Below are 19,016 nucleotides of genomic sequence, written 5' to 3'. Positions count from 1 at the left end.
TTATTTTTTTAATTCTTTTATCGCAACTTCTTTCCTCAAAGCGCTACTCGAAAACCGATGATCTCTTTTATTAAAATACAATTCAATTCCTTTTTCTTCACAGTACAATCTACCCGTAAAATTACTCTCTTTGTATTCGTCTCCTACAATACGAACATCTAGCTTAAAGGAACGCAAAATGTCTTCCAAATCCTGTTCTGTTGCATAAGGCACAATTTCATCGATATGAATACAGGCTTTTAGCTGAATATAGCGTTCTACCACTGATTGTGTAGGTTTATTCTTTTCTGGACGATCTAAAGTTGGGTCTGTTTGTAAACCCACAATCAAGTAATCACAGTGCCGTTTGGCTTCTTCTAACATTTTGATATGTCCTGCGTGCAATAAATCAAAAGCACTAAAAGTAATTCCTGTTTTTATATTATTATCCATACCTCTAATCCTATTAAATAATTTGTTTAAAAAACCGTCTAATCACCACAATTACCAACATCAAAAACCCCATTAAAAACCCACCTAACACAATCCCTTTTACCATTCCTAATTGGTCTTTCTTCAAAGGTAAAATAGGTCTATCGATAATCTGAATTAATGGCGTTTCCTTACGTAAAGTGACTTTGGCTAATTCCGTTTGCTTTACTAATTCAGTCAAAATCGCGGTATTCGCTTGCACATCAACTTGTCTTCTGGCTGAAGGCGTGCGACGTACATTGAGTGCGGGATTCAAACTAAACGTATTATCATTGGCTACTGCTACTCCAGTAATAGCTCCGTTTAATTCTTTTCTAATCGAATCTGTCTGACGCTTAAGGATATTCATGTTCTCCCGCGACTTCTTGCTTTTTGTTTCAACATAAAAATCAGACACTTCTTTAACCAAGGCTTCGGTAAAATATTTAGAAAACAGTTCGTTTGTAGACGCTACGTCAATACTAATAACAGCCACTTTCTTGTCTTTTTGACCAACTGCTAAACCATTTTTTGATAAGTCCGTATAGATCACGCCCAATATACTGTCATGAACTCTTGTAAAGCTTTTTCGATCCGCATTGGGCAAAAACTGAATGCTTTTGTATTTAGGAATATCATTCCAGCTTTCACGCCACTCTTTATTTAGAATATACATTTCGGCCAAAGAAACTGTTTTTCCATGCACAACAACGGGGCTTAATAAAGTTTGTTCCACCATCGAACGCGATTTAAACAGTTCCGTCAAATTGCTTCCGGTAAAGATACTTCCTCCACCACCACCGCCAAGGTCTATCCCAAACGAACTGGCGAGACCCAAAGCGCCACCTAATCCTCCAGATTTTTCGTCTTCCAATGCAAAAGACAAAGTAGCCGTATAAACCGGTTTTTTACTAAAAGAATAAGTCAATCCTAAAGCGGCTCCTATTATTCCTGCCAATAAAATGGCTTTCCATTGCGCTAGCAGGTATGAATACCATTCTTTTCCTTTTTCGACTAACTCTTTTAGAGATATTTCGTCATTTGGGCTCTGTTCATTCATATTCTTATATGTTCATTCTTCGTTCGGAAAACTAAATTCATTTTTCGACATCTACGAAAATAGGTTACCGGATTATAAAAACTCCTCACTATTCACTACTTTACCTCAGTATCGCGATAATAACACCTGCTAAACTTGCCAAAACTCCTGCAATACTAACAAATTCTCCCGTACTCATCTTTTTAACTTCAGGTTTTTCGGGAACAATAATTTGCGAACCTGCAGTAACTCTTGGATAATTCCTAAAAAATAAGAATGATTTAGTCACATCCGCCTTACCATTGGGGTAAATAATGTACGCTTTTTTCTTCCAGCCTTTGGCATCAATGCCTCCAACGGCATCCAAATAATATGTAAACCCTTTGCCTTTATCATAAGGAATCTCCGAAGTCAACAAAACATTCCCTGTTACTTTAACCCCTTCATTGAAAGTCGCCACTTCAATCTCATCACCAGGCAAAAGAGTTACGTTGGTATTACTATCATGGCCATTAACAATAGACTTCCAATCCACAGGTATAATCGCAAATTTCAACTTTTCTTTTAATTTTTTCTCCAATTTATTTTGAATACTATCATTTGTACCCAAATTCAAATCTATACTTTCAACATCTTCAATTTGTTTCAATTTTATCGGTCTTTTTATCTTAACACCTTCTAAATTTGCTACTGAAGTCAAACCTCCTGCTCTTTTCACAATGTCAAAAACTTTCGCTTTCTTGCTGGCCAAAACATATTTTCCGGCATAATTTACTGCACCACTAATTGTCACCATCTCTGGTTTTTCATACACCGCCATCTTTCGGATATTTATCACATCAAATGGAAACAATGAAAAATTCTTCGATTGTTCATTATTATCAGGAGTGATTTCAATATTGAACAATTCAGCCTTATTCGGATTGGCCTCGTCAATATCTTCAGACATGATCATCCTGGCCACTTCCACCCTTTTTGAGGCAGAACCGGTCAAACCACCTGCCTGAACGAACAAGTCATTCAAGGTCAAACCCTCATAATATACATATACTCCCGGATTTTTAATTTCACCATCTATCGTAATTTTATATTCCTCCACAAAATCCAAAATGGAATAAACCGTTACTACGTCTTCTTTATTCAATGGAATATCCGCTTCGAGATCTCCTCTTGAGACTTTCTCCAGATTGATGTTAACAATTTCTATTGTCAAATCAGATTTCAGCCGGATGATTCTCGCTCTTTTGCTATAGGCATCTTCTTTTAAACCTTCCGCTTTGGCAATCAAATCAGAAACACGCATGCCTTCATAAAAGGAGTAGGTATCCGGTCTAAAAACGGCCCCGTCAATTTTGATTCGGTTTTCAAATCGATTTAATATCTTGGCGACTCTAAACAAATCTCCTGATTGTGGTAAGTAGCTATTAAATTCATCTTGCTTGATATCTTTTACTTTAAATTCTTTAGCTGTTTTTTGTATCACATTAACTGCAGCTGTGTACGCGGATTCATTGAAGCCAGAAGCAAATAATAAAAGAGAACTAAAACTCTCTCCTGTTTTCATTTCAAAAATACCTGGCCGCTTCACTGCCCCTTCCACAGTTACCCGATTTGAATAAGCTGGGATACGAATCACATCATTGTCTTTCAAATTCACATTTGCTGATTGATCTCCTATTACTAAGAAATCATAGATGTCAACATATTTATATACTTTGTTATTTCGAATCAATTCTATAGCCCGGTAACTACCATTTTTGGCAGGACCACCTGCTAAATGCAAAGCATTGTATACTGTTGCCAAAGAAGAAACAGAATAATTACCCGGTTGTTTTGCTCCAATTATGGTGATTTGAATCGTCCGTATCTGGCTTAATGTTATACTCACTTTTGATTGCCCCGAAGACACAGTGCTATAAACTCCAGAAAGAGCTGCTTTTATTTTTTGTGATGCAGCCTCTATTGTCATTCCAGCAATTGAAAGTTGTCCTACGTAGTCAAGAGAAATGTTTCCTTCAACAGTTACAGGAATATTGGCATTGTATTGTTGTACTCCATAAACACTTATTTGCAATTGATCTCCTGCTCCTAGAACATAATTAACAGGAGTAGCCAGTTGTAAATTAGGTGCGAAATCAAGAGTAGGATTATCAAACAGTTCAGATCCAAAAACCAAGGCATTGAGACTGTCTTTCACTTTAACATTAACAACTTCCAGTTGCTTACGTCCAAAATCCTCTTTTGCAATCCCATCTTTTTTAGTATTACTTTCTAGTTTCGGCTGTGCCGTATTTGATGTGATTTTACTTTTTAATTTCGAAAAATCACTAGCACTCATCCCTTTAGCGAGTAACATGGGCTCAGCCTGCTCTATAGTAAGATTATTGCTTTTAAGTTGGGATTGGATTTTCGCTATATCAGCATCAGAAAGATAATCCACATTAACCGTGCTTAAATCTTGAGATTTTAATAAATCTTGAGCTACTGCATGATGTGACATCAAAAAAGCAGCAAAAAAAACGAAAGCAAAAATTATTCTTCTCATAATCATCTATTATTTTTTAAATCTAAACAGTCGCATCGATAAAATCATACGAACACTTTCGCAGCAGCAAACCCTATTTTTTAAGGTTTTTACTGACTATTTTTTGTTTTTTGTAATTCAAAGCACTATAATTTTCATCCTACCTATAAAGAATTTTGATAAATGTCATAATTCCGTGAGGAATTGTTACTAAACAACTTCTTAAATATTATTCTAACAACTCTGGATTTTCTCTTTCTAATTTACCGTACAAACTTTTGACATCCTGTGACAATTCTTTTTTCAAAATTAAATTGGCCGTATCCGTAGATACGAAAATAGTGTTTTTAACACCTATGAAAGCGGTATAATTGTTTGTACCAATCACCATATTTCCATTTTCATCGACCTTATGGCCAATGGTCACTAAGTAATCATAAACGGATTCGAAAGAACCCAAATCAGACCAGGCGAATTGTGCTGACACCACTTTTATTTTTTTGCTTCGTTCCATCACCGCATAATCAATGCTGATGGAAGGAATATCCATGGATAAATCCAAATCTAGATTTCCATTTGTATTACTTTCCCAAACCAATTTTGATTTATTGTAGACTTCAGGATGAAAAGCTTTCAATTCTTCTAATAAAACGCCAGCTTTAAAGCAAAACATACCGCTGTTCCAAAGAAAATTTCCTTTGGCGATGAAATCCCGGGCTGAAACCTGGTTGGGTTTTTCCCTAAAAGAAATTACGTCATCCCCATTGCGCTCTATGTACCCATATCCCGTTTCCGGCTTCGTTGGCACTATACCAAAAGTGACGACGTATCCCTGTGATGCTTTTTCTACCGCTTCTTCAATTGCCGCTTCATAAGCTTCCATATCATCAATAATATGATCAGATGGCGTGACAGTTAAAATATCGTCTGGATCAGCGGCAAAAGCGGCAAAAGCGATTGCTGCAGCTGTATTTCTCGGCGTCGACTCGATGATATCGATATATTCTGTATTTGTTTTTTCTAAAATATTTCTGCTCAAATGACAGTTGTCAATATTTCCCACAACCATCACTTTATCGGCTATATTGCGATTGCGATCTACTGTCATTTCAAATAATGATTTACCGTCAAAAATGTCAAGGTATTGTTTTGGTTGACTTTTGCGTGACAAAGGCCATAAGCGGCTTCCTACACCTCCTGTGAGGATAACGTGGGTGATTGAATTCTTATTTATCATAATCTATCTTTAAAGGCTTTAACCCCCCTATACTATTCTTTTCTGATTCTCTTTCGGCAACTCCTCTACGCAAACTGCTGCTTGAAAAACGATGGTCCCGTCCATTGAAATACAATTCAATTCCTTTTTCTTCGCAGTAACTGCGTCCTGTGAAGTTCTTTTCCCTGTACTCATCGCCTATAATACGTACATCTAATTTAAAAGCGCGTAAAATATCTTCTAAGTCCTGTTCTGTTGCATAAGGAACAATTTCGTCAACGTGCGAGCAGGCCTTCAATTGAATGTATCTTTCTACTACAGATTGTATAGGTCTGTTCTTCTCCGGTCGGTCTAAGGTTGGATCCGTTTGTAAGGCTACAATTAAATAATCACATTGCCTTTTTGCTTCTTCTAACATTTTAACATGTCCGGCATGAAGTAAATCGAATGCACTAAATGTTATTCCTATTTTCATAATTTAGGGTATTATTATTTAATAAAAAAAACTACAATCTTCCGTCTACATTATCACCTAAAACTCCCTTTACATCATACAACAGGCTTATTGTGTTTTGCAATTTCGACAAATCCATGTCTAAAAATTCAGCATGTGCCACAGCCAGAACCACTGCGTCAAATTTTCTATCTGGAACCGTTTTTAAGGTAACTAATTTATATTCTCTTTTGACTGCTTCAGGACTGGCCAAGGGGTCGTATATGACAACAGTGATACCGTAATCACTTAAGGCAGCGATCACATCCACAATTTTAGTGTTCCGAACATCGGGGCAATTCTCTTTGAAAGTGATTCCAAGCATCAACAGCGTGGCTCCATTGACTGAAATACCCTTCTTAATCATTAATTTAACGATCTGGGAAGCGACATATTCACCCATACTATCATTTAAGCGTCTTCCTGCCAAAATGATTTCGGGATGATACCCCATTTCTTGTGCTTTTTGCGCCAAATAATAGGGGTCGACACCTATGCAGTGTCCACCAACTAATCCCGGCTTAAAAGGCAGGAAATTCCATTTGGTCCCCGCGGCTTCTAAAACAGACTGGGTATCGATATCTAATAATTGAAATATTTTAGCCAATTCGTTTACAAAAGCAATGTTTATATCACGTTGCGAATTCTCAATTACCTTTGCCGCCTCGGCCACTTTGATGGATGGCGCTAGATATGTACCGGCCGTAATTACGGATTGGTAAAGTTTATTTACTTTTTGGCCTGTTTCAGCCGTTGAACCTGAAGTGACCTTTAAAATCTTATCTATCGTATGTTCCTTGTCTCCGGGGTTTATTCTCTCTGGTGAATATCCCACAAAAAAATCAACATTGAATTGTAGACCGGATACTCTTTGCAGCACAGGCACACATTCGTCCTCGGTCACCCCCGGATACACCGTGGATTCATAAATTACAATATCTCCCTTTTTCAATAGTTTCCCTACTGTTTCAGACGACTTATATAAAGGAGTCAGGTCCGGACGATTATTTTTATCAACTGGCGTGGGAACTGTAACCACATAATAATTACAATCAACTACCTCTTCTAAAACAGAAGTACAATACAATCCAACTGCGGAACTTGTTTTTTCTACCAATACTTTAGACAGGGAAACTGAATCGATTTCAAGTGTCGTATCATAGCATGATTTCAATTCTGCCACTCGGGATTCATTAATATCAAACCCAATTACGGAATGTTTTGTAGCAAAAAGTCGCGCCAACGGCAAACCAACGTAACCCAGACCCAAAACCGCTATTTTTATGTTTGAAATCATCTATCTTCAAGTAATTCTTTGCACATTTTTATGAGCATATTGTTAAATGTACGCCACCGCTACGCAGTTCCCACCCACAAGAATGTGATATAAAGTGGGAAAACATTGAACTTGCAAATATAGCGACATTAAATTATTCTTTTCACTAACTTTTTAACTTTATAAAACATCCGAAAATCACTGTCCAAACACAGGAAAGATAAGTCGTTCATTACCAGATAACAGCGGCCGATTTAATGGTTTTTTTTAGACAAAAATATCACCTAATTAGGTGAGGGCCTAAATTTCAGTTAGAGTGAATTATGTAAGAAAGATGTACTAATTATTGTTCTCTTTAGCAATTTAAATATGATCGCACTATGCTAAGGATTACTTTTGACAGAGGCAGAAATCAGTACAGAACCATTCATTATACTTCGCAATGGTTTTCTAGTTCAAATCATTACACAGTACGAACTGATGCAATCAAGCTGACACAATCGAACCGACCATCACAAAACATCGCAACAACTACCGTCACTTCGAGTGGTTATACCTATTTAAACGTTAGTTTTAATATCGTATAATTATATCGAGAAGTTTTAAGTACTCAACTGTTCTCGATACTTCGCAATGATTTTCTAGCGCAAATCATTGCTCAACTCGAACTGACGCAAATTGGGAGTTTGTGCCCAAATAGTTAATAACTGGCACTTCAAGAAAAGAACAGAGAAGATTATTTAAAATTCATTTTTAAGGTACAGCCCATTGATTCCACAACTAGAACATAATAGGTGTTTTTGATTTCTTGTACAGTAGCCTGCTGAGCAATGAAGGGCCCAGATTCCAGAATGATTTTGTCCCGATTTGAAAAGCCTCTAATGAAACATCGCAACAACTGCCGTCACTTCGAGTGGTTATACCGATTTAAACGTTAGTTTTAATATCGTATAACTGTATCGAGAAGTTTTAAGTACTCAAAGGTTCTCGATACTTCGCAATGATTTTCTAGCACAAATCATTGCTCAACTCGAACTGACACAAATCGAGAGTTTATGGGCAAATAGATTAACAAGCAGCTTTTCAAGAAAAGAACAGAGAAGATTATTTAAAATTCATTTTTAAGGTACAGCCCATTGATTCCAAAACCAGAACATAATGGGTGTTTTTGATTTCTTGTACGGTAGCATCCTGCGAAATGAAGGGCCCGGTTCCAAGTTGATTTTATCCCCGATTTGAAAAGCCTCTAATGAAACATCGCAACAACTGCCGTCACTTCGAGTGGTTATACCTATTTAAACGTTAGTTTTAATATCTTATAATTGTATCGAGAAGTTTTAAGTACTCAACTGTTCTCGATACTTCGCAATGATTTTCTAGCACAAATCATTGCTCAACTCGAACTGACGCAAATCGGGACTTTGTGGGTAAATAGATTAACAAGCAGCTTTTCAAGAAAAGAATAGAGAAGATTATTTAAAATTCATTTTTAAGGTACAGCCCATTGATTCCAAAACCAGAACATAATTGGTGTTTTTGATTTCTTGCACAGTAGCCTCCTGCGAAATGAAGGGCCCAGATTCCAAGGTGATTTTGTCCCCGATTTGAAAAGGCTCTAATAAAACATCGCAACAACTGCCGTCACTTCGAGTGGTTACACCTATTTAAACGTTAGTTTTAATATCGTATAATTGTATCGAGAAGTTTTAAGTACTCAACTGTTCTCGATACTTCGCAATGATTTTCTAGCGCAAATCATTGCTCAACTCGAACTGACGCAAATCGGGAGTTTGTGGGTAAATAGATTAACAAGCAGCTTTTCAAGAAAAGAACAGAGAAGATTATTTAAAATTCATTTTTAAGGTACAGCCCATTGATTCCAAAACTAGAACATAATGGGTGTTTTTGATTTCTTGCACAGTAGCCTCCTGCGCTATGAAGGGCCCAGATTCCAATATGATTTTATCCCCGATTTGAAAGGCAGCTAATGAAACATCGCATTGATCTGGCGTGCTAAGCCAGTCTTTAATAGTATTGATTTCTTCATCACGAACAATGGCAGGTTTCCCCAACCAAAATAAATAACGCACCGCTCCTGCCGATTGAAACACCAAGTTTCTATCCTTTTCTTCCAGCTGAACGAATACATAGGAATTAAAAAGAGGCACTTCCACTTTTTTCTTTCGGTCTGACCATTGACGCACTACTGTGATCAGCGGACAATAACATTCAACACCGAACTGAGTTAACTGCTCGGCTACTTTTTTTTCCCATTTCGGTTTTGTGTAAACTACATACCAGTTCATTTCGCAATTTTATTTTTTGGAATAATAAATCCCGTTACTATTGTTAGCCAGTTGGCTGTATTAATTTAATGCTTTGGGTCTAATTAGTTTTTGGTCAGTTCGGGTAATTCGCCGCGGCGAATTATCTTGAATACTTAAAAACTAAAATCAAAAATGGTTCTCAATACATTTTTTCTCCCGCGTCACTTCGAGTGATTATAGGTTATTCAAACGCTAGTTTTAATAACCTATAATTGTATAGAGAACCTCTTACGCACCCAACTGATCTCGATACTTCTCCATGATTTTCCAACGCAAATCATTATTCAACTAACATTGACTTTTTTATTAATGTACTGAAAAGCAGTGCTAAAAAAAAACACACCCCCTACCCCTTTCAAGAGGGAAGTTAGCATTAAATCTAAGAACCTATGGCCTGATATACAAACCCGATAGCTTCCATTTGAGAACGATCTAAAATATTTCTTCCGTCAAAAACAAAAGCTGGCTTCTGCATGGAATCATATATTTTTTGCCAATCGTACTGCACGAACTCATCCCATTCGGTCAGCACGGCTATGGCATGCGCATTTGCGCAGGCTTCATATGGATCGGCAAACGAAGTCAAGCAAGCCCTGTTTTTTTCTGTGGTTCGGGTTTCGAGATTATCTAGGTCGGCTAAAACTTTTTTGGCAGACACTTTGGGGTCATACACAGCAATTTGCGCCTGCTCATTGATCAAATCATCTGCAACATAAATCGCTGCTGATTCTCTGGTGTCGTTGGTGTCTTTTTTGAAAGCCCATCCCAAAAAAGCAATTTTTTTGTCAGCTACCGTATTATATAAGGTTTGCACTATTTTATTGGAAAAACGTCTTTTTTGGTGGTCGTTCATAATAATCACCTGTTCCCAATAATCAGCCACTTCTTGCAATCCATAGGATTTTGCAATATAAACCAAATTCAGAATATCTTTTTGAAAACAAGAGCCTCCAAAACCAACAGAAGCTTTAAGGAATTTAGCCCCTATCCTGCTGTCCATACCAATGGCTTTTGCCACTTCATTCACATCGGCGCCCGTTTTCTCACAAAGTTCTGACATTGCATTTACGGAAGAGATTCTTTGTGCCAAAAATGCATTGGCGGTCAATTTTGACAATTCTGATGACCAAACGTTTGTAGTTAATATTTTATCCAAAGGCACCCAATTGGCATACACGTCAACAAGTGCTTGTATTGCTTTTTGTCCTTCCTCAGTAGCATCCCCTCCAATTAATATTCGATCCGGGTTTAACAAATCTTGCACCGCAGTTCCTTCAGCCAAAAATTCTGGGTTAGAAAGAATCTGAAACTGCACCCCATTACCAGTATTATCTAAAATACTTTTGATGGCCTCTGCAGTTCGCACCGGTAGCGTTGATTTTTCAACTACAATTTTATCGTCTTTGGCAATCTTGGCAATTTGCCTGGCGCATAATTCGATGTACTTTAAATCGGCTGCCATACCTTTTCCTTTCCCATACGTTTTGGTGGGCGTATTAACTGAGATAAAAATAACTTGGGCCTCGTCAATTGCTTTTTCAACATCGGTAGAAAAGAATAAGTTTCTTCCCCTTGCTTCTCCAACAATTTTATCCAATCCCGGTTCGTAAATAGGAATATTATCCAAATCCTCATCGTTCCAAGCGGCAATTCGTTCTGCATTTAAGTCAACAACTGTAACTTCGATCTTTGGGCATTTTTGTGCTATAACGGCCATTGTAGGTCCACCTACATATCCTGCTCCAATGCAACAAATTTTTGTAATTTTCATTTCTTTTATTTTCTGTTTTCTGTTCTCTGCTGTCGGTTTTCTGTTGTCGGTTTTCTGTTGTCGGTTAGAGGTAAAAGTCAATCCTATAGCTTATCTATAAATAACTCATAACAATCAAAAGAAAACTCTCTATTCAAATTTATTCCAATTATTTTCAACATAACGTAAAAAAGAAAACAATTTTGCACCCAAGATATCGTACTCTTTTTGAAGAACAATCATTTCACTCAATAGGTCTGGGTAAAGCACTATTAATTTTTCTATATGGCAAATTGTTTCCAAATTACTCGCATGAGAATACGTTAAAAACTTGATAAAGTCCATCTTATATCGTTTTCTTCCGTATCCCTCTACAATATTAGTTACCACAGAATCAGAAGACCTCCTAATTTGGCTCCCTAATTCGTATAATTCATACTTTGGCAACCTTAATGAAACATGATGCGTTCTGAAAAATAAAGATAACGCTAACGTGTATATATCTAAATCTTTGTAACTTTTCATATTTTCAGTTTTCGGTTTTCGGTTTTCGGTTTTCGGTTTTCGGTTTTCGGTTTTCGGTTTTCGGTTTTCGGTTTTCGGTTTTCGGCACTTTGTGCCTTGTTATCTTTGCTCTAATGGAAATAATTCTCCATCCTTTAACTCAACATATACTAACGGATAACCCATAACTGACCAAACATAAATCATAACAGTTAACCAACAACGATCTACTTTAAATTACTCCAATACCAATCAATCGCTACTTTCAATCCTTGCTGTAAGGAAAATTGCGGATTATAGCCCAACAACTCTTTTGCTTTAGCAATACTGGCCAAAGAATGCGGAATATCTCCTGCTCTATTTGGACCATAGGACACTTCAGCATCCGCTATCGCAGGATCATATTTTGCTAAATCTTCTTTCAAATAATTCACCAAATCATTTAAGGTATTTCTATCTCCAAAAGCAGTATTATACACCGTATTTACCGCCGACGGGTTTTCTGTAGTCATTGCTAATTCGTTCATCTGAATGACATTTTCAATGTAAGTGAAATCGCGTGAATAATTTCCGTCTCCGTTGATGGTAATCGTTTTATGATTCATCAATTGCATCACAAATTTTGGAATAACCGCTGCATAGGCTCCATTAGGATCCTGTTTTCGACCAAAAACATTAAAATAACGCAACCCTATTGTTTCCAGGCCGTATGTTTTACTAAAAATATCAGCATACAGTTCGTTTACATATTTTGTTATCGCATAAGGAGAGAGCGGTTTCCCAATCACATCCTCCACTTTTGGCAATCCAGCTGAATCTCCATAGGTAGAAGAGCTAGCTGCATACACAAATCGCTTCACTTTGGCATCCGTAGACGCTACCAGCATATTCAAAAAACCGGATACATTTACGTCATTAGTCGTAACCGGATCATTAATAGAACGCGGCACGGAACCCAACGCCGCCTGATGCAAAACATAATCGACGTCTTTTACCGCATTTTGGCAATCAACAGAATTTCGTATATCTCCTTCAATAAGCCTAAAATGTGGATTATTAATAAAATCTTTTAAATTATGCCTGTGTCCCGTAGCAAAATTATCCAGGCATAGTACTTCATGTCCTTTAGATAAAAAATACTCACAAAGATTAGATCCAATAAATCCAGCTCCTCCTGTAATTAATATTCTACTTTTTACTCCCTCTTTCATTTATAGTAATTTAAAAAACCTGCTGTTATTTTTTCCTTTTAACACCCAATTTTCTACTGATTGCATCAAAGAAATTTCTTGGTTTATCCTCATCAGTATACCCGTTTGAATACGGGCCATAACCGTAACCATAGCCGTAACCATAGCCATATCCGGCACCATATTTAGCCTTATTTTCAAAACCATTGAAAATAATACTAGCATTGTCTAGCTCCCCTCGTCTTACCCTATTGTTCAGCAAAGTGATCATTTCCTTTTTAGAAAAATTTTGCCTTACAATGTATAAAGTAACATCCGAATATTGGGATAGTTCCAAAGCATCGGAAACCAATCCCACCGGAGGCGTATCCAAAATGATATAATCGTACGTTTTCTTTAATTCTTCAATCAATTCTCCCATTCCATCACTCATAATCATTTCTGACGGATTAGGAGGAACAGGGCCGGAAAGGATCACGTCAAGATAAGGGATCTGAGTATGATTGATAATTTCTTCCAAACTTTTTTGCTTGATTAAATAGTTGACAATCCCCACTTCATTAGACAAATTAAACTCGTCAAATAATTTGGGTTTCCTTAAATCACAACCTATAATAACTGTCTTTTTTTCGCTAAGCGCAAAAACAGTCGCGATATTTATGGAACAGAATGTCTTTCCTTCCCCACTGACAGATGATGTTATCATCAATGTTTTGGCACCGCCTACATTTTGCTTTTTATACAAATACTGAAGCGAAGAACGTATCGCCCTAAAGGACTCGGACAATGCTGATTTAGGCCTGTCATAAACAGCCAAGTCCGAAATTTCTTTATTTAAACCTACCACTCCGATTAAAGGAATTTTTGTCAGTTTTCCAATTTCGTCCGTGTTTTGAATGGAATTATTAATAAAAAAAATAAAAAACACAAACAACAACGGGAACAGAATTCCTAAAAATAGTGCCAAAACATAATTAGCGGATGTTCTTGGACCGATTTGCCCGCCACCCACATCTTTTGCCGGATCGATAAAATGAACATCAGACAAATTTGCTGCTTTTACAATATCGGCTTCACTTCTTTTTTGAAGAAAAGTGTTGTAGATATTGTCGCTTAAATCATACTTTCTCTTTATTTTTATTAATTCCTGCTGGTCATCCGGAAGTGTCTTGATCGTACTTTCCGTTTGACTAATTTTGTTGTTAATCAATGCCAGGTCATATTTTAAAGAAGATTTTGCTGAAGCAATATTTTCTAACAATACATTTTTAACGGCCGCCATTTGATTATCAAAATCCTTAAATATCTTATCGCTTTTTACGGCATAAGCCATTTCTGATCTTTGCCCTGAAAGCGAAATCAATTTGGAAACATTAGTCACCACATTAGGATCGTCAATACCCGCTACTGATGGCGCCGGAAGTTTCGAGTAATCAACGCTATTTTTCAGATACGACTTTAAAGAGTTGTAGTATGTTATTTTACGGGTTATTTCATCTCGCTTGACATCAAACTCGAGCATCTTATCAGAAAACTTAGCCCCTCCGTCTTCAATATCATAGATATTCTTGCCCTTCCTAAATGATTTTAGCTCATTTCCGGTTTCTTTCAACTGTGACTCCATCGCAATTAACGTACTGTCAATAAAAGCGATTGTATTTGTTGCAAATTGGTTCTTACTGTCTAATTGTCTTTTGATAAGCATTTCTACGGTCGAATTCAGGTATTTAACCATTCTTGCCTTATTGCCCCCCTGCATTCCAAGTGTGATTATGGAACCTCCCTTATCATCTGAACGGACATTTATCCCTTTATACCCCGCGACTGTCCCATTAAAATCACTAAACGAAACAAAATATTCATTGCCTTTATACAACCCGGGGTTGTCATTTATTTGTAATTTCCAATTCAAAAACGGTAAAGACACCCGCTCACCAACCTTATATCTCTTGACGAAATCCCCTATTGCAACAGCGGTATTGCTATATGAATTATCTGAATAGCTAATTAATGAAGCATTTTGACTTTCAAATGGAATTCTAATTTCATAAACACTTTCACTAACAAAAGTAATTCCAATCAGACTTCCTACCAGCTGCCCTTTTGACTTATCGATTTCAACATAGAACGGAACTGCCCCATAGGCATCTTCAAGGGCATATTTACCCTGAACTAAATAATTAATATAGTATTGCAGTTTGTCTACTACCATTTCGTTATGGGACCTCGACTGTATCGTGGTCGAAATGGTTTGCACCTGGTCAGAAGTACCGCCCCAATTAAAAACAAGACTAGTATTTGAGGTAAACAGCGGATTGCTTTCTTCCTTTACAGAAATTAGCGTCTCCATGCTATACACTTTGCTCTTGCGAATGTTCACCTGATAGGCGATGGTAAAGGTGATGATTAAGCTTAATAAAAACCACTTCCAGTAACTTCCGATTTTTATTAAAAACCCTTTAAAGTCAAAACTAACCTGGTCTTCAAAAATTGAAAAATCTTTTATATCTAACATTTTTTAATCTCTGTTTTAATTTTTAAATAGTAAAAAGAAGATTGTCGTTGCCACTGAAAATAATGTAGTAATAGTACCAAAAGACTCTATACCGGTTTTACCCGTACCCCACGTTTTTTGTTTGAGTGGTTTGATATAAATATAATCATTAGGTTGTAAATAAAAATAAGGCGAATTCATTACATTAATATCCGTAAGGTCAAGGTCATGCATTTGCACTCCCGTTGGCGAATTTCTGATAATGGTAACCGCTTTTCTATTTCCAGTTATAGTGATATCTCCGGCGTTTGCGATGGCCTCCATGATAGTCACATGTTCCTGAAATAAAGTTTTGGTTCCAGTACTTCCTATTTCGCCATTAATGGTATACTTGAAGCCTGCCAATTTTACAATAACAAAAATATTAGCTTCCTTTTTAAAATATTCAGCTGACAATTGCTTTTCAATTTTAACTCTTATTTCATCCAAAGTAAAACCAATTACATTCAGTTCTCCCAAAACAGGCATTCTGATATTCCCGTGATCATCAACCGTAAATCCATCAAAATACAATCCAGCAACTGATTTTCCGGCATCTCCCTCATTTGTGGTACTGAAAATAGCGACCAATTTTGGATCAATAGCCTTGATGCTAATACTCAAGACGTCGTTAGTTTGTAATCTATACGGTTTTGCCACGATAGCCGAAACGGCCATTTCTGTTTGAGAATTATCTTTTTTTTGCAAGTAAATTAAATCCTGGGTAGGAATACATGAAGTAAATAACACACTAATACTAAGTAATAAATAGAATATATGCTTGTTCATTTTTATATTTTATATAACAAATATAGCTTTTCATTTACTATATCAAAAGTTTAGTTATTTATTAAGACAATTAATTGTTTTTGAAAGATTTTTCAAAGGGTACGCGCTGCAATATGCTTCTTCCTAAAGTAACTTCGTCTGCATATTCTAATTCATCTCCTACGGCAATTCCGCGTGCAATAGTAGAAATCACAATATCAGCATCTGCTATCTGTTTATAGATGTAAAAATTAGTGGTATCGCCTTCCATTGTTGAGCTTAAAGCAAAAATAACTTCATTTACACTGCCAGCCTTTACCTTATCTACCAATGTTACAATTCTCAACTGACTTGGACCTACTCCGTCAATAGGAGATATCTTACCACCTAAAACGTGATAAACTCCTCTGAATTGCCCCGTGTTTTCGATTGCCATAACATCGCGAATATCTTCCACCACACAGACAATTTGATGATTCCTGTTTTTATTGGCACAGATTTCACAAACAGCACTGTCTGAAATGTTATGACAGTTCGTGCAATACTTAATATCTTCACGCATGTTTACCAATGCTTGAGCCAAAAAACCAGTTTGCTCTTTGGGTTGTTTCAATAAATGCAACACCAGGCGCAAGGCACTTCTCTTTCCTATTCCCGGTAATTGAGATATTTCGTTGACTGCTTTTTCTATTAATTTTGAAGAGAATTCCATAAGTGCAAATGTAGTAATTTGTTTATTTGTTTAAATGGTTATTTACCTAATCCCTACTATAAATTCATATCCGTTCAAATAAAAGAAGGATCAAATAAAGGATTCCCTAAAAATTTGTATTTTGGCCTTTCAAAATCCAAAAAATGACACCCTTCGCCATTCTATCCCTTATCGTTATCTACTTTGGAATATTATTTGCTATTTCTCATTTCACCAGTAAAAAAGACAGCGGAAATGATGCTTTCTTTAAAGCAAACAAAAACTCTAAATGGTATTTGGTCGCTTTCGGGATGATAGGAACAGCACTTTCTGGGGTGACTTTTATTTCGGTTCCAGGAGAAGTGGGAGCGCCTAGTGGAGAACAATTCAAGTATTTTCAGTTTGTTCTTGGAAATGCAATAGGTTTTATATTCATTGCTAAAGTACTATTGCCTTTATACTACCGGATGAACTTGACTTCTATTTATGGATATATAGAACGTCGTCTGGGAACCTATTCTTATAAAACTGCCGCTACAATTTTCTTAATAAGCCGCACCATTGGATCTGCATTTAGATTGTATCTTGTTGTGATTGTATTGCAACGTTTTGTATTTGATTTTTACGGAATCCCCTTTGCTACTACGGTATTGATTTCATTAGCTTTGATCTTTGCTTATACCTACCGCGGAGGATTAAAAACCATCATCATCACTGATACTTTACAGACGTTTTTCTTAATCACTTCTGTTTTTCTGACTATTTATTTTATTTGCCAAAGCTTAAACCTCAATATAATTGAATCTTTTGAAGCCGTTAAAAACAGTAACTATTCTAAGATATTTTTCTTCGAAGATTTTCTATCCAGTAAATTTCACTTTGTAAAACAGATTCTGGGCGGGATTTTCGTGACGATTGCCATGGTGGGATTAGATCAGGACTTAATGCAAAAGAATTTAAGCTGCGCAACCATTGGCGAAGCCCAAAAGAACATGTTTGCTTTCACCGGAATATTTGTACTGATTAATATCTTCTTTTTAAGTGTAGGTGCCTTACTTTATATTTATGCTGCAAAAAATGGAATTGAAGTCCCAACTGATTTGGTCACCGGAAAACCACGAACCGACTTGCTTTTTCCTGAAATCGCCTTTCATCACTTAACCCTCATTCCGTCAGTCATCTTCTTACTGGGATTGACGGCCGCTACTTTTGCTACAACGGACTCTGCCTTAACGGCACTAACCACTTCCTTTTGTGTCGATTTTCTAGGTATGGATAAAACCGAAAACAGGAACAAGCCCACTGCAGTAAGAGCAAGACATTTTACTCATCTTGGCTTTTGCTTTCTAATGTTTTTAGTGATAGTATTTTTCAATGCTGTCAATGACAGCTCTGTAGTAGGGATGATTTTCAGGATCGCTTCCTATACCTACGGACCATTATTAGGATTGTATGGTTTTGGTTTATTTATGAAAACAAAAACAGTTAAGGATCAATTTGTACCTCTCATCTGTTTATTGTCTCCTGCTCTAACTTTTCTACTTAGCGAAAATTCAAAACTATTGTTTTTCGGCTATGTATTCGATAACGAACTAATTATCATAAACGGGCTAATCACTTTTATAGGACTTTTGTTGATCAGCAAACCAACAAAGGAAGAAACTCGCTTTTAATTTTCACAAAGCCAAGCACCAACTATTTTGTAATTGCATCCCGTCCCGCAGTTTAAACGAGACGAAATGAATAAAATATTATCTATTTCTAAGGCTTTTCGAATACTTTAAACCTGATAAAATAAATTATGGTACTAATACCTATTTGTAGTTAATAGAACCAATGTACAAGCAACTTCTGATTTTATATTATTCAGCTCCAAAAGTTGATAAAATTCCGGGTTTTCAGTCCCAGGATTAAAAAGCACACGTTTTGGCTTCGTTTCCACTATGTAATTGTAATAATCTTTTTGACGAGCAGGATTTAAATATAAAGTAATTGTATCGATGTTTTTTAAAGGAATCGCTTTAGTCTGAATTTTTATTCCGGCCACTTCTCCTGCATTTTGACCAATCGCAAGAACAGAATGCCCTTTCTCCACAAGCATAGTAATCGCTTTGTATGCATGTTTCTCTGGTTTTGCTGACGCACCAAGGACTAAAGTTTTTTTATTTTTCATTATTTTATTAATTTTTTGTAAAAGTACAAAAATACTACAGTCCGTTTTAATTAAAATTAATATCTTTCGGTTTCTGATACTG

At 36.5% G+C, this 19,016-nt stretch carries 16 protein-coding genes; 2 read left to right on the top strand and 14 right to left on the bottom strand.

Annotated elements, in window-relative coordinates; all coding sequences use genetic code 11:
* From CXF59_RS06995 to CXF59_RS06970, 6 genes are all read right to left on the bottom strand, one after another.
* The gene (locus CXF59_RS06995; protein WP_101137242.1) at positions 1–420 is read right to left on the bottom strand and encodes an adenylyltransferase/cytidyltransferase family protein; all 420 of its coding nucleotides are present in this window, start codon (positions 418–420) and stop codon (positions 1–3) included.
* 25 nt (positions 421–445) lie between these two features.
* Positions 446–1,510 (bottom strand): Wzz/FepE/Etk N-terminal domain-containing protein, encoded by a 1,065-nt coding sequence (locus CXF59_RS06990; protein ID WP_101137110.1) that lies wholly within the window; start codon positions 1,508–1,510, stop codon positions 446–448.
* 100 nt (positions 1,511–1,610) lie between these two features.
* Positions 1,611–4,034 carry an SLBB domain-containing protein gene (locus CXF59_RS06985; RefSeq protein ID WP_101137109.1) on the bottom strand — a complete coding sequence of 808 codons (2,424 nt, stop codon included), beginning with the start codon at positions 4,032–4,034 and terminating at the stop codon, positions 1,611–1,613.
* 208 nt (positions 4,035–4,242) lie between these two features.
* Positions 4,243–5,250 carry a mannose-1-phosphate guanylyltransferase gene (locus CXF59_RS06980; RefSeq protein ID WP_101137108.1) on the bottom strand — a complete coding sequence of 336 codons (1,008 nt, stop codon included), beginning with the start codon at positions 5,248–5,250 and terminating at the stop codon, positions 4,243–4,245.
* Positions 5,240–5,704, bottom strand: a complete 465-nt coding sequence (locus tag CXF59_RS06975) for an adenylyltransferase/cytidyltransferase family protein (RefSeq protein ID WP_101137107.1) — start codon at positions 5,702–5,704, stop codon at positions 5,240–5,242. The genes CXF59_RS06980 and CXF59_RS06975 overlap by 11 nt, the downstream gene beginning before the upstream one ends.
* 31 nt (positions 5,705–5,735) lie before the next feature.
* On the bottom strand, positions 5,736–7,019 hold the full coding sequence (locus CXF59_RS06970; RefSeq protein WP_198554646.1) for a nucleotide sugar dehydrogenase: 1,284 nt from the start codon (positions 7,017–7,019) through the stop codon (positions 5,736–5,738).
* 359 nt (positions 7,020–7,378) lie between these two features.
* Between CXF59_RS06970 and CXF59_RS14930 the strand changes: the two genes are divergently transcribed.
* Positions 7,379–7,585 (top strand): hypothetical protein, encoded by a 207-nt coding sequence (locus CXF59_RS14930; RefSeq protein WP_157824541.1) that lies wholly within the window; start codon positions 7,379–7,381, stop codon positions 7,583–7,585.
* Positions 7,586–8,839: 1,254 nt separating this feature from the next.
* On the opposite strand, the gene CXF59_RS06955 is transcribed toward CXF59_RS14930, so the two are convergent.
* From CXF59_RS06955 to recR, 7 genes are all read right to left on the bottom strand, one after another.
* Complete coding sequence (locus tag CXF59_RS06955) at positions 8,840–9,304, bottom strand: UpxY family transcription antiterminator (protein WP_101137106.1); 465 nt, start codon at positions 9,302–9,304, stop codon at positions 8,840–8,842.
* A gap of 400 nt (positions 9,305–9,704) precedes the next feature.
* Complete coding sequence (locus tag CXF59_RS06950; RefSeq protein WP_101137240.1) at positions 9,705–11,096, bottom strand: UDP-glucose 6-dehydrogenase; 1,392 nt, start codon at positions 11,094–11,096, stop codon at positions 9,705–9,707.
* A 129-nt stretch (positions 11,097–11,225) separates the two neighbouring features.
* Complete coding sequence (locus CXF59_RS06945) at positions 11,226–11,600, bottom strand: four helix bundle protein (protein WP_101137105.1); 375 nt, start codon at positions 11,598–11,600, stop codon at positions 11,226–11,228.
* Positions 11,601–11,806: 206 nt separating this feature from the next.
* Positions 11,807–12,790 (bottom strand): SDR family oxidoreductase, encoded by a 984-nt coding sequence (locus CXF59_RS06935; protein ID WP_101137103.1) that lies wholly within the window; start codon positions 12,788–12,790, stop codon positions 11,807–11,809.
* A 25-nt stretch (positions 12,791–12,815) separates the two neighbouring features.
* Complete coding sequence (locus CXF59_RS06930) at positions 12,816–15,284, bottom strand: polysaccharide biosynthesis tyrosine autokinase (protein WP_101137102.1); 2,469 nt, start codon at positions 15,282–15,284, stop codon at positions 12,816–12,818.
* A gap of 15 nt (positions 15,285–15,299) precedes the next feature.
* Positions 15,300–16,091 carry a polysaccharide biosynthesis/export family protein gene (locus CXF59_RS06925; protein WP_101137101.1) on the bottom strand — a complete coding sequence of 264 codons (792 nt, stop codon included), beginning with the start codon at positions 16,089–16,091 and terminating at the stop codon, positions 15,300–15,302.
* Between the two features lie 70 nt (positions 16,092–16,161).
* Positions 16,162–16,782: a recombination mediator RecR gene (gene recR / locus CXF59_RS06920; protein ID WP_101137100.1), complete on the bottom strand. Its 621-nt coding sequence runs from the start codon at positions 16,780–16,782 to the stop codon at positions 16,162–16,164.
* A gap of 143 nt (positions 16,783–16,925) precedes the next feature.
* Here recR and CXF59_RS06915 point away from each other — a divergent pair, with 143 nt between their 5' ends.
* A complete protein-coding gene (locus tag CXF59_RS06915) occupies positions 16,926–18,434 on the top strand; it encodes a sodium:solute symporter (protein WP_101137099.1) in 1,509 nt (502 codons plus the stop codon).
* 134 nt (positions 18,435–18,568) lie between these two features.
* Here CXF59_RS06915 and CXF59_RS06910 read toward each other — a convergent pair whose 3' ends face one another.
* Positions 18,569–18,934, bottom strand: a complete 366-nt coding sequence (locus CXF59_RS06910; protein WP_101137098.1) for a CoA-binding protein — start codon at positions 18,932–18,934, stop codon at positions 18,569–18,571.
* Between the last annotated feature and the right edge of the window lie 82 nt (positions 18,935–19,016).

The sequence above is a fragment of the Flavobacterium sp. ALD4 genome, from assembly GCF_002836475.1.
Classification (GTDB): domain Bacteria; phylum Bacteroidota; class Bacteroidia; order Flavobacteriales; family Flavobacteriaceae; genus Flavobacterium.
The sequence above is the reverse complement of the archived record's forward strand: the minus strand, read 5'-3'. Positions and strand labels throughout refer to the sequence as shown.

Excerpts from the sequence above, each read along its gene's own strand:
- CXF59_RS06925 (WP_101137101.1), bottom strand. The coding sequence starts at position 16,091 with ATGAACAAGCATATATTCTATTTATTACTTAGTATTAGTGTGTTATTT.
- CXF59_RS06910 (WP_101137098.1), bottom strand. The coding sequence starts at position 18,934 with ATGAAAAATAAAAAAACTTTAGTCCTTGGTGCGTCAGCAAAACCAGAG.
- CXF59_RS14930 (WP_157824541.1), top strand. The coding sequence starts at position 7,379 with ATGCTAAGGATTACTTTTGACAGAGGCAGAAATCAGTACAGAACCATT.
- CXF59_RS06975 (WP_101137107.1), bottom strand. The coding sequence starts at position 5,704 with ATGAAAATAGGAATAACATTTAGTGCATTCGATTTACTTCATGCCGGA.
- CXF59_RS06930 (WP_101137102.1), bottom strand. The coding sequence starts at position 15,284 with ATGTTAGATATAAAAGATTTTTCAATTTTTGAAGACCAGGTTAGTTTT.
- recR (WP_101137100.1), bottom strand. The coding sequence starts at position 16,782 with ATGGAATTCTCTTCAAAATTAATAGAAAAAGCAGTCAACGAAATATCT.
- CXF59_RS06945 (WP_101137105.1), bottom strand. The coding sequence starts at position 11,600 with ATGAAAAGTTACAAAGATTTAGATATATACACGTTAGCGTTATCTTTA.
- CXF59_RS06990 (WP_101137110.1), bottom strand. The coding sequence starts at position 1,510 with ATGAATGAACAGAGCCCAAATGACGAAATATCTCTAAAAGAGTTAGTC.
- CXF59_RS06985 (WP_101137109.1), bottom strand. The coding sequence starts at position 4,034 with ATGAGAAGAATAATTTTTGCTTTCGTTTTTTTTGCTGCTTTTTTGATG.
- CXF59_RS06935 (WP_101137103.1), bottom strand. The coding sequence starts at position 12,790 with ATGAAAGAGGGAGTAAAAAGTAGAATATTAATTACAGGAGGAGCTGGA.
- CXF59_RS06970 (WP_198554646.1), bottom strand. The coding sequence starts at position 7,019 with ATGATTTCAAACATAAAAATAGCGGTTTTGGGTCTGGGTTACGTTGGT.
- CXF59_RS06915 (WP_101137099.1), top strand. The coding sequence starts at position 16,926 with ATGACACCCTTCGCCATTCTATCCCTTATCGTTATCTACTTTGGAATA.
- CXF59_RS06950 (WP_101137240.1), bottom strand. The coding sequence starts at position 11,096 with ATGAAAATTACAAAAATTTGTTGCATTGGAGCAGGATATGTAGGTGGA.
- CXF59_RS06980 (WP_101137108.1), bottom strand. The coding sequence starts at position 5,250 with ATGATAAATAAGAATTCAATCACCCACGTTATCCTCACAGGAGGTGTA.
- CXF59_RS06955 (WP_101137106.1), bottom strand. The coding sequence starts at position 9,304 with ATGAACTGGTATGTAGTTTACACAAAACCGAAATGGGAAAAAAAAGTA.